The organism is Pseudomonas sp. SWRI111 (assembly GCF_014268555.1).
Lineage (GTDB): Bacteria > Pseudomonadota > Gammaproteobacteria > Pseudomonadales > Pseudomonadaceae > Aquipseudomonas > Aquipseudomonas hamedanensis.
Map to the genome: position 1 here is coordinate 59,176 of NZ_JABWQQ010000026.1, position 11,264 is coordinate 70,439.

The window sequence follows — 11,264 nt, forward strand, 5'->3', positions numbered from 1 at the left end:
CTCCAAACTGTAGGAGTGAGCCTGCTCGCGATAGCGCCGGTACAGACACCATTTTCTTCGAAGATAAACACAGTCCCTGTGGCAGCTGGCTTGCCAGCGATAGCGCCCTGACAGCCGACCTGCCTCTTGCAGATGTACTCATTTCAAGTGTGGGAGCGAGCCTGCTCGCGAAGAGGCCGTCAAACCCCACAGAGATATTGAATCAACCGATGCCTTCGCGAGCTGGCTCGCTCTCACATGACTGGGTGAGGCTCAGCCCCGTGGCAGGCGAACAATGGCGGTCAAACCGCCGCCCGGAGTTTCTTCCAGATTCAATTGCCCACCCAGCCGCTGCGCCGCCTCTCGGGCAATGGTCATGCCCAGGCCCACCCCTCCTGAGTTGCGGTTACGCGAACCTTCCAGCCGATAAAACGGTTCGAACACGGCTTCGCGCTTGTCCTGGGCAATCCCCGGGCCGTGGTCGATCACGCGGATCAGCAGCTGCCCAGGCAGGTCTTGCAGTTCGATTCGCGCCTGCCCGGCATAGCGCAGGGCGTTGTCCATCAGGTTGTTGATGCACGAGCGCAGCGCCATCGGTTGCACCGGCAAGGGATGGCAATGGCCGCTGACTTGAACGTCCGCGCCTTGGTCCTGGGCGTTTTCGCACAGTGATTCGACCAGTGCCTGCACGTCCATCAACTGCAGTGCTTCGCTGGTACGTTGTTCGTGCAGATACGTCAGGGTGGCATCGAGCATGTCGATCATGTCGTCGAGGTCCTGGCGCATCTGGCTTTGCAGTTTGTCGTCGCTGATGTTTTCCAGGCGCAGTTTCAGGCGTGACAGCGGTGTGCGCAAATCGTGGGAGACGGCGCCGAGCATGCGTGCACGTTGTTGTACCTGCTCGCGAATGCGCTGTTGCATCAGGTTGAAGGTGTACGCCGCTTGCCGCGCTTCCCGTGGCCCGGATTCGTCGAGTGGCGGGCTGTCGAGGTCTTCGCTGAGGCGTTCGGCGGCGTCGCTCAAACGCTGGATCGGGCGGCTGAGCAGTTTGGCGCCATACCAGGCCGCGATCATCAAGGTGATGAACTGGAAAGTCAGCGGTACGACCGGGCCACCGAACCAGGGACGCGGACGCGGCGGATAGCGGGGGTCGTGTGCGGGTGCTTGTCCATCGATCCCTTGGGAAAACGGCGCAGAGGGCGGCGGCGGGGGGGGGCCATAGAGCTTGAACCAGGTGAACGCCAGCAGATGCGCCAGGACGATGGCGACAAACAGCACGCCAAACAGGCGGCCGAACAGCGTGTCCAGGCGCAGCCGCATCAGCCGATGTCCCGCGCGTCGAACAGGTAACCCTCACCGCGTACAGTCTTGATCAGGTGCGGGGCTTTCGGGTCGTCGCCCAGTTTCTGCCGCAAGCGCGAGACCAGCAAATCGATACTGCGGTCGAACGCTTCGATCGAGCGGCCACGGGCGGCATCGAGCAGTTGCTCGCGGCTCAGCACTCGGCGCGGGCGTTCGATGAAGACCCAGAGCAAGCGAAATTCGGCGTTGGACAGCGGGACCACAAGGCCATCGTCGGCCACCAGTTGGCGCAGCACGCTGTTCAGGCGCCAGTTGTCGAACCGGATGTTCGACCGCTGTTCGCTGCGGTCATCGCGCACCCGGCGCAGAATGGTCTGGATGCGTGCGACCAGTTCGCGCGGTTCGAACGGTTTGGCCATGTAGTCATCGGCGCCCAGTTCCAGGCCGATGATGCGGTCGGTCGGTTCGCAACGTGCGGTGAGCATCAGGATCGGGATGTCCGATTCGGCGCGCAGCCAGCGGCACAGCGACAAGCCGTCTTCGCCGGGCAGCATCAGGTCGAGGACGACCACGTCGTAGCGCTCGGCCTGCATGGCCTGCCGCATCGCCGCGCCGTCGGTGACGCCGCTGGCGTGGATGTTGAAGCGGGCGAGGTAGTCGATCATCAGCTCGCGGATCGGCACGTCGTCGTCGACGATCAGTGCGCGGATGCTCCAGCGCTTGTCATCTTTCGGCTCGTCCGTCGCAGTCGCAGGGTTGTTGTGCATGGGATGTTCATCTGCCAGTAGGCCGCCAACCACAAAGATGGGCCGCGAGGTTGTGGTTTCAGCATAGGCGTCCACCCAAGGGGCGGGAAGTGCTGATGTAAGGGCGTGTTGCGGCTGGCGAGGCTAGCGCCGACGCTTGTTGACCAGATGTCGGCTGTGTATCGGAGTCGACACAATAGCAGCGGGCGCTATGCTGATCACGGTCGGCGCGACGATTTACCGATCATCGGGTGCCGCGCCGCCGCCGGTTCCGCTACAATGCGCGCCGATTTCGACCTGCCTGAGAGCCCATTCATGTCCGCCTGCCAGACTCCTATCATCGTCGCCCTGGATTTCCCCACCCGTGACGCCGCACTGAAGCTGGCCGACCAGTTGGACCCGAAGCTGTGCCGGGTCAAAGTGGGCAAGGAACTGTTCACCAGTTGTGCCGCGGAAATCGTTGGCACCCTGCGTGACAAGGGCTTTGAAGTCTTTCTTGATTTGAAATTCCACGACATTCCCAACACCACGGCGATGGCCGTGAAAGCCGCCGCGGAAATGGGCGTGTGGATGGTCAACGTCCATTGCTCCGGTGGCCTGCGCATGATGGCCGCCTGCCGTGAAGAACTGGACAAGCGCAGCGGCCCGCAACCGCTGCTGATCGGCGTGACCGTGCTGACCTCCATGGAGCGCGAAGATCTGGCCGGTATCGGTCTGGACATCGAGCCGCAGGAGCAGGTGCTACGGCTGGCGGCACTGGCCGAGAAGGCCGGGATGGACGGTCTGGTGTGTTCGGCGCTGGAAGCCCAGGCGCTGAAAACCGCGCACCCGTCGTTGCAACTGGTAACCCCGGGGATTCGTCCGGCGGGCAGCGCGCAGGACGATCAGCGCCGTATTCTGACCCCGCGTCAGGCGCTGGATGCCGGTTCCGATTACCTGGTGATCGGCCGTCCGATCAGCCAGGCGGCGGATCCGGCCAAGGCATTGGCTGCGGTTGTAGCCGAAATCGCCTGAGTAACACCGCAAAACAATGTAGGAGTGAGCCTGCTCGCGATCGCGGTGGGTCAAACAACGTTAATGTTGGCTGACACACCGCTATCGCGAGCAGGCTCACTCCTACATTTGGTCCGCGGTGGTTTTAGATTTTCAACACCAACTTGCCAAAGTTCTCGCCGCTGAACAGTTTCATCAGCGTCTCCGGAAAGGTCTCCAGGCCTTCGACGATGTGTTCTTTGCTCTTGAGCTGCCCCTTGGCCATCCAGCCGGCCATTTCCTGTGCGGCACTGGCGAATTGCGCGGCATAGTCCATCACCACAAACCCTTCCATGCGCGCACGGTTGACCAGCAGTGACAGGTAGTTGGCCGGGCCTTTGACCGCCTCTTTATTGTTGTACTGGCTGATCGCACCGCAGATTACAACCCGTGCTTTCATGTTCAGGCGGCTGAGGACCGCGTCGAGAATATCGCCGCCAACGTTATCGAAGTACACGTCGACACCTTTCGGGCATTCGCGTTTAAGGCCGGCCACGACCTCTTCGGATTTGTAGTCGATGGCGCCGTCGAAACCCAGCTCGTCGATGAGGAATTTGCACTTGTCGGCGCCCCCCGCGATGCCGACCACGCGGCAGCCTTTGATCTTGGCAATCTGGCCGGCAATGCTGCCCACCGCGCCGGCCGCGCCGGACAACACCACAGTGTCGCCAGCCTTGGGCGCGCCGACATCCAGCAGGGCGAAGTAGGCGGTCATACCGGTCATGCCCAGCGCTGACAGATACACCGGCAACGGTGCGAGTTTCGGATCGACCTTGTAGAAACCTCTTGGCTCGCCGAGGAAAAAATCCTGAACGCCAAGGGCGCCGTTGACGTAGTCGCCGACGGCAAATCCCGGATTGTTCGACGCGACGACTTTTCCCACGCCCAGCGCGCGCATGACCTCACCGATAGCGACCGGCGGAATGTAGGACTTGCCTTCGTTCATCCAGCCGCGCATGGCCGGGTCGAGGGACAGGTATTCGTTCTTGACCAGGATCTGTCCCGCCGCCGGCTCGCCGACTGGCACTTCCTGAAAAGTGAACGTCTCGCGGGTGGCGGCGCCGACGGGGCGTTTGGCGAGCAGGAACTGGCGATTGGTCTGGTTGGTCATGACTGGCACTCGAACGGAATGAAGCCTTGTTGATAGTCCTTCGGCGGCGATGTCGCAAGGTTGGCCGATGCGGCGAATGCATTCCGATCCAGTGCAGTGATAGTCCCCGCCACAGGTTAATCACTGTGGCGCATGAGGACCCAAACAGCCTTCTGATAGTGCTGACGCGGCGTAATCCCCTGTCGCTATGCTGTGGCGCTACTCACCCTGCCACTTTGCGTTCGAGGACATAACAATGAGCATGACGTTTTCCGGTCAGGTTGCCGTCGTCACCGGTGCCGCCAACGGGATTGGCCGCGCCACGGCCCAGGCGTTCGCTGCCGAAGGGCTGAAAGTGGTGGTCGCCGATCTCGATGCGGCCGGGGGCGAGGGCACCGTGGCGCTGATTCGTACGGCGGGTGGCGAAGCGACCTTCGTGCGTTGCAACGTTACGGTCGAAAGCGAAGTGAAAAATCTGATGGACGAGGTCATCAATACTTACGGCCGTCTCGACTATGCATTCAACAACGCCGGAATTGAGATCGAGAAAGGCAAACTGGCCGAGGGCTCCATGGATGAATTCGACGCGATCATGGGCGTCAACGTCAAAGGCGTCTGGCTGTGCATGAAGTATCAACTGCCGTTGCTGCTGGCTCAGGGCGGCGGGGCGATCGTCAACACGGCGTCGGTTGCCGGATTGGGCGCAGCGCCGAAGATGAGTATTTACGCGGCGTCGAAGCACGCAGTGATCGGCCTGACCAAATCGGCGGCGATTGAATATGCGAAGAAGAAAATCCGTGTCAACGCCGTTTGCCCGGCCGTGATCGACACCGACATGTTTCGCCGAGCCTATGAGGCTGATCCGAAAAAAGGCGAATTCGCCAATGCGATGCACCCGGTCGGCCGCATCGGCAAGGTCGAAGAAATCGCCAGCGCGGTGCTGTACTTGTGCAGCGATGGCGCAGCCTTCACCACGGGGCATTCGCTGGCGGTGGATGGCGGTGTCACCGCGTTCTGAGCGACGCTGCTATACAGAACCCGCATTCGTGCGGGTCTTTTGTTCCTGCCAGGTTCCATGATCCGTTAAACAATGTGTATCAAATAGTTAGAACGGTCGCTTTTGGCGGCGTTGTCGCACAGCCTGTACGGCGTGGCTGTGATTTACTGCGCCCAGCAAAACGGACAGGAGTTTGCGCGCTCATGGAATTGAGAATTGACCGACAGGCAATGGTGCCGGTCGTACAGCAGATTGTGGACGGGCTGACTGACTGGATCCTGCAGAGCGGTGTCCCGCCGGCCACTCGTCTGCCCTCCGTTCGGCAAATCGCCCGAGGCAATCTGCTTAGCCAGTCATGCGTGGTGGAAGCGTGCGAGCGTCTGGTATCGCAGGGGGTTTTGACGGCACGGCAGGGCGCGGGGTTTGTCGTGGCGGCATCGCCATCGACGCTCAACGCCGATGAAGAGCTGGCGCCTTTCCTTGGGCGACACGCCTGGTGCGATGCCGTCTGCGCAGTGGCAGGCGGGTTGAAACTGGGCGCCGGCGGCTTGCCGCAGAGCTGGCGCGAGCCCGACGACCTCAGCTATGCACTGCGTGAAGTGGCGCGTACCGATATGGCCAGTCTGTTCAACTACAGTTCGCCTTTGGGCCTGCCCGCATTGCGCGAACAAATTGCCAAACGCCTCAAGACCTTGAATATCGAGGCGCGCAGCACGCAGCTGTTGAGCACTGGCGGCGCCAGTCACGCACTCGACCTGATCGTGCGCACCTTGTTCAATGCCGGTGATTGCGTGGTAGTCGAAACCCCCGGCTATGCGCCGCTGTTCGAGCTGCTGCGGTTGCATGGGGTGCGCATGCTTGAGGTCCGGCGTACGCCGAGCGGGCCGGACCTCGACATGCTCGAAGCTTTATTGCGTCAGTATCAACCCAGCGCGCTCTTCATCAACAGCCACCACCACAATCCCACCGGCAGTTGCCTCACGCCTGCCGTGGCCCAGCACATTCTGCAATTGAGCAAGACTTACGATTTGCGGGTGATCGAAGATGACGTCTACGCCGATTGGCACACCGGTAATGGCGTGCGTCTGGCGGCGCTGGACGACGATGGACGAGTGATTTACGTCGGCAGCTTCTCCAAGACCCTGAGCAGCTCCTTGCGGGTCGGCTTTGTCGTTGCCGAGAGCGAACTGGTCACGCGGCTGGCTCAGGTCAAGATGATCAGTGGCCTGGGCTGCTCAAGGTTTTGCGAAGCGGTATTGACCAGCCTGATGGCAACGGGCGCTTACCGAAAACTGGTGCAGCGCCAGCGCCAGCGCCTGAATGCCGATCGCGCCGCGGCCTTGCAGGCGCTGGAAGACGCCGAGTGGGAGATTTTCGGTAAACCGGTTGGTGGGTTGTTCATTTGGGCGCGCTCGCGGATGAACGACCAGGAAGGCGTGCGCCAACAGGCTCAACGCTGCGGTGTCGTGCTGTCAGCCGCTGACGCCTACAGCCCCAGTGGCGAAACCGGCGATTGGCATCGCATCAATGTGGCCTATGCCTGTGACCCGCGCGCCCGACAGTTTTTTCGCAGTACCGCTGTGGATCGACCTCAAGCGTTCTGAAAACGACGCGGGCGTAGCTTTTTGCCATTATTCCGACGCCAGAGACTTGTGCTGGTTCAAGCCCGTTGCGAATCTTCGGCAATAGACTTTGGCTGGGGACTACGCGCAATGATTTCCGCCGTGCAAGGACGTTTCGCCAACCTCGGTATGGCAACCAAACTGGGTATCGGCTTTGTGCTGGTGTTACTGCTGACCGCACTGGTGGCAGCCATTGGCGTCTGGTCCCTGCAAACCATCAGCCTGCGTTTCGACGGGCTGAAGCAGATGTCGTCGCTCAATAGCGGTTTGCTCAAGGTGCGCCTGCTCGAACAGGAATATGCCTTGCGCGGCAGCCCGAAAACCGCCGACGCCTTGCGTGAAGGTGTGGACGGACTGGTGGCCCTGGCCGGTGAACTCAAGGCGCAAACGCCGGCCAATGTGCCGGTGATGACTGATGTCGAGCAAGCACTGGGGGCCTATCGCAAGGCGTTTGACGAGTTCGTCTCGCTGAGCCAGGCCAAGGACCTGGCGTTGGAAATGGCCAGTTGGTCGGTGTCCAGCGTGGCCAACAATCTCGATGTGCTGCAAGCCGGGCTGGCCGATGATGGTGCCTATACCTTGAAAGACACCGAGGGCAAGGACGGCGCCCAGTTCATCGAGCAGGCGAATCAGGTCAGCCAGGTATCGCGGCTGATGCTGCAAGCGATGAACGAAGCGCATGTTCGTCTCGATCAGAGCCGCAAGGGCGACGCCGACAATGCCGGCGAAGGCAACATCGAACAGGCCGCACAGGCACAGGCGCAGGCCGAAGCGCTGAAAGGCACGGTCAAGGATGAGGGCTATCTGACCGTGCTCAATGAAGTGTCGGGACACATTGCCGGATTCAACGACAAACTGGCGGAGTACACCGGTTTGCTGGCACAGGAAAAAACGGTTTACACACAACTGCATCAGCGTGCCGCGCAAGTGGTGGACCGGGTAAACCAGGCCTATGTCGCCGAGGATGCCGCGATGCAGGCCGAGCTGAAGAAAAACACCCTGCTGATCATCGCTTCCTCGGCACTGGCGCTGTTGGTCGGGTTGATCGCTGCATGGGTCATCACACGCTTGATCGTCGCGCCATTGCGCCATGTGATTGCGGTGGCGCAGCAGATCGCGGCCGGGGATCTGACGGCGACGGTTGAGGTGAACCGCCGTGATGAGATGGGCCAATTGATGTTGGCGATGCAGCAGATGGGCGCGGGTCTGGGCACGATTGTCAGCGGCTTGCAGGCGGGTATCGAGCGCCTGGCCGGTTCGGCGCAATCGCTGTCGGCGGTCACCGAGCAGACCAATCTGGAAGTCAGCAGTCAGAAGGAGGAAACCGAGCAGGTGGCTACGGCCATGAATCAGATGACCGCGACCGTGCATGACGTTGCACGCAACGCCGAAGAAGCGGCGCAGGCTGCACAGACCGCCGAGGGCAAGGTCGAGAGCGGTCAGCAGGTGGTGCGGCAAAGTATGGAGCGTATTGAGCAATTGGCCGATTCGGCCACCTCGGCCAGTTCCAGTATCGAAAGCCTCAGCGCCGAAATCCAGAATATCGGTACGGTGCTTGGAGTGATCAAGAGCGTCGCTGAGCAGACCAACCTGCTGGCGTTGAACGCGGCGATCGAGGCGGCTCGGGCCGGGGAGCAGGGCAGGGGTTTTGCCGTGGTGGCTGATGAGGTTCGCGCGCTGGCACGGCGTACGCAGCAGTCGACCGAGGAGATCGAGCGACTGGTCAGTGCCTTGCGCGCGGCGGCGCAGTCGTCGGTGCAGCAGATTCGCAGCAGTGGCGAGTTGGTGAAGCTGGCGGTCAGCGATGCCTTGCAGACCGAGAGTGCGCTGGGCAGCATTGCGGCGGCGGTGTCGTTGATTCAGCAGATGAATCAGCAGATTGCTGCGGCGGCGGAGGAGCAGAGTTCGGTGGCCGAGGAAATCAATCGCAGTGTCACCAGTATTCGGGCGAGTGCGGATCATTCTTCTGTGGCGATGCGCGGGAATGCGGCTTCCAGTGTTGAACTGGCGCAGTTGGGGGTTGAGCTGAAGTCCATGGTTGGGCATTTTCGGCTTTGACTTGGCGGCCTTTGGGCCGACCAGGCTCTTGGGGTTTTGGGTGAATATCCGTTTTTGCGGTGTTGCGGCTGGCGGTTTCGCCCTTACGGCGAGTCCCTTTTTCAGACGCCAAAAAGGAACCAAAAGGCTTTGCCCTGACGTTCGGCCCGCTCGCTGGGGCTCGGGGTTCCTTCGCTCCGGGATCGATCCGGGCGCAGCGCCTCCGGTTTGCTTCGCTGCACCTCCTCTCGCTGTGTTTGGCTGCGCCAAACGGTCGCTGCGCTCCCACGCCCGGATCAATCCCTGCGCTCAGCCTTCCGACGGGCTCCACGATCAAGAGCGGTACTCGAGCTAACGCTCATTGTGTTGAGTGGGGCGGCTTCGCCGCGAGGGGCTGGACTGGTTTGCGTTGCTTTGCGTTGCTTTTGTGGGAGCGAGCCTGCTCGCGATGGCGCCTTCACAATCACCTCCTTTCTCCCGGATACCCGCAACCTCTGTGGGAGCTGGCTTGCCAGCGAAGGCGGCCTGACAGCCGACCTGTTTCTTGCAGATGTACACCGCCCCAAACTGTAGGAGCGAGCCTGCTCGCGATGACGCTTTCACAATCACCCCATTTCTTCGAGATACCCGCAATCCCTGTGGGAGCTGGCTTGCCAGCGAAGGCGGCCTGACAGCCGACCTGTTTCTTGCGGATGTACTCATTTCAACTGTGGGAGCGAGCCTGCTCGCGAAGGCGTCGTAACAATCACCCCATTTCTCCCGGATACCCGCAATCCCTGTGGGAGCTGGCTTGCCAGCGAAGGCGGCCTGACAGCCGACCTGTTTCTTGCAAATGTACACCGCCCCAAACTGTAGGAGCGAGCCTGCTCGCGAAGGCGTCGTCACAGTCGCCCCAATTTATCCCGGATACCCGCAATCCCTGTGGGAGCTGGCTTGCCAGCGAAGGCGGCCTGACAGCCGACCTGTTTCTTGCAGATGTACACCGCCCCAAACTGTAGGAGCGAGCCTGCTCGCGATGGCGCCTTCACAATCACCTCCTTTCTCCCGGATACCCTCAACCTCTGTGGGAGCTGGCTTGCCAGCGAAGACGGCCTGACAGCCGACCTGTTTCTTGCAGATATACACCGCCCCAAACTGTAGGAGGTGAGCCTGCTCGCGATGGCGGCTTCGGATTACTGCTGCGTCAATTCCGTCGCCCACAAAAAAGCCACCTCGCGGTGGCTTCTCTGGCAGCTTGCAGGCTTAGTCGTAAATGACTTTCTTCTTCCAGTCCGCATCCGCTTCGACATCTTTCAGGCCGGCAGTCAGCTGATTCTCTTCACCTTCAACCGGCGCAATTTTGTCCATGACCTGGGCATTGGCGCGGGCCAGCAGTTTTTCCAGGTATTGCAGTTGTTCGGCGTAGATCTGCGGATCCTGTTGTTTGCGCAGGTATTGCACGCCGCGTTCGAAGGCGAGGCGGGCCTGGCCGGGCTGGTTTTGTTGCAGGGATTGCTGGCCGAGGTTGTTGAAGAATTCGATGTGCAGCAGCACCAGAATATGCCGGACTTCACGGACCCAGTGCTTGGCTTCGTTCGGGGGCAGGAAGCCGTCGTGGGCGGCGCGGGTGATTTGGCCGTGAAGGGCTTCGAGCAGGAAGCGCACGTCTTTGGCTTTGGCTTCGGTCATGATAGGTGCCGGTGGATTGTTGACCGGTATCGATTCGCCCTGGGCGACCAGTGCGCTCAGTTCGCTGATGCGTGCCTTGGTGGTCGCACTGGTTTTCTCCAGATTCAGCAGGCGCTGGCAGACGTTCAGTTCCAGCCGGGTCAGCAACAGCTTGAGCGCCGGTGTCATGAATTGGCCGGGGAATGTCTCGGTCAGTTCGCCGCAACGGCGCAGGCGGTCGTTGAGTTCGACTTTGGTGCGGGCCTTCTCCAGTTTGTTGTTTTCCACCACATGGTTCATGTAGCCAATGGCGATCAGAATTGCGATCCCGGCTACAACTAGCAGGGTGATCATGAGTGGTGTCACCGGTAAGACCTCTTTATAGGGTTCGCATGCGAGTGTAGTGGCTGGGCATTGGGGCGCCTAGCGCCGCTCGACGAGTCGGAGCAGCTGCTGCAATCTGTATCGGCCGCGTCCTGCTTATATGAATGCTGGCGCTTGATGTGCAGATTGCCATCACTGTGCGGTGGACTATAACGCCTTGGCGTGTGGCGGAATATAGGCGTCAGGATTCAGACGACGGAAAAGCCTTACGCGGCCCGGAAAGCAGGTCGAAGTCATTGATTTAAATAAATTTATATCAGGGGGTTGACGACCTCTCAATCCATCCATAGAATGCGCGCCACTTGCAGCGTAAAGCACACAGCGAAACGCGGCAGGGAGTGAATGTTGTAGTGTGTCCCCTTCGTCTAGTGGCCTAGGACACCGCCCTTTCACGGCGGTAACAGGGGTTCGAGTCCCCTAGGGGACGC

8 protein-coding genes and 1 tRNA gene are annotated in these 11,264 nt (G+C 60.8%); 5 read left to right on the plus strand and 4 right to left on the minus strand.

The window, feature by feature from the left end; all coding sequences use genetic code 11:
• Positions 1 to 252: 252 nt before the first annotated feature.
• Together HU755_RS23770 and HU755_RS23775 are read right to left on the minus strand one after the other, a co-directional pair.
• Positions 253 to 1,299: a cell wall metabolism sensor histidine kinase WalK gene (locus tag HU755_RS23770; protein ID WP_186637119.1), complete on the minus strand. Its 1,047-nt coding sequence runs from the start codon at positions 1,297 to 1,299 to the stop codon at positions 253 to 255.
• Positions 1,299 to 2,048, minus strand: coding sequence for a response regulator (locus tag HU755_RS23775; RefSeq protein WP_186552573.1), 750 nt, complete (start codon positions 2,046 to 2,048; stop codon positions 1,299 to 1,301). The genes HU755_RS23770 and HU755_RS23775 overlap by 1 nt, the downstream gene beginning before the upstream one ends.
• 294 nt (positions 2,049 to 2,342) lie before the next feature.
• Between HU755_RS23775 and pyrF the strand changes: the two genes are divergently transcribed.
• Positions 2,343 to 3,041 (plus strand): orotidine-5'-phosphate decarboxylase, encoded by a 699-nt coding sequence (gene pyrF, locus HU755_RS23780; RefSeq protein ID WP_186552574.1) that lies wholly within the window; start codon positions 2,343 to 2,345, stop codon positions 3,039 to 3,041.
• Between the two features lie 124 nt (positions 3,042 to 3,165).
• Here pyrF and HU755_RS23785 read toward each other — a convergent pair whose 3' ends face one another.
• Complete coding sequence (locus HU755_RS23785; RefSeq protein WP_186637121.1) at positions 3,166 to 4,170, minus strand: NADP-dependent oxidoreductase; 1,005 nt, start codon at positions 4,168 to 4,170, stop codon at positions 3,166 to 3,168.
• 235 nt (positions 4,171 to 4,405) lie between these two features.
• Here HU755_RS23785 and HU755_RS23790 point away from each other — a divergent pair, with 235 nt between their 5' ends.
• The 3 genes from HU755_RS23790 to HU755_RS23800 all read left to right on the plus strand — a co-directional run bounded on the left by HU755_RS23790 (position 4,406) and on the right by HU755_RS23800 (position 8,826).
• Positions 4,406 to 5,167 (plus strand): SDR family oxidoreductase, encoded by a 762-nt coding sequence (locus HU755_RS23790; RefSeq protein WP_007917441.1) that lies wholly within the window; start codon positions 4,406 to 4,408, stop codon positions 5,165 to 5,167.
• Positions 5,168 to 5,349: 182 nt separating this feature from the next.
• Complete coding sequence (locus HU755_RS23795) at positions 5,350 to 6,750, plus strand: PLP-dependent aminotransferase family protein (protein WP_186637123.1); 1,401 nt, start codon at positions 5,350 to 5,352, stop codon at positions 6,748 to 6,750.
• A 108-nt stretch (positions 6,751 to 6,858) separates the two neighbouring features.
• Entirely contained in the window at positions 6,859 to 8,826 is a 1,968-nt protein-coding gene (locus tag HU755_RS23800) for a methyl-accepting chemotaxis protein (RefSeq protein WP_186637125.1), read from the plus strand.
• Between the two features lie 1,221 nt (positions 8,827 to 10,047).
• Here the strand turns inward: HU755_RS23800 and HU755_RS23805 are convergent.
• Complete coding sequence (locus tag HU755_RS23805) at positions 10,048 to 10,806, minus strand: hypothetical protein (RefSeq protein ID WP_186552579.1); 759 nt, start codon at positions 10,804 to 10,806, stop codon at positions 10,048 to 10,050.
• A gap of 384 nt (positions 10,807 to 11,190) precedes the next feature.
• Between HU755_RS23805 and HU755_RS23810 the strand changes: the two genes are divergently transcribed.
• Positions 11,191 to 11,263, plus strand: a tRNA-Glu gene (locus HU755_RS23810).
• The last annotated feature ends 1 nt before the right edge of the window (position 11,264 follow it).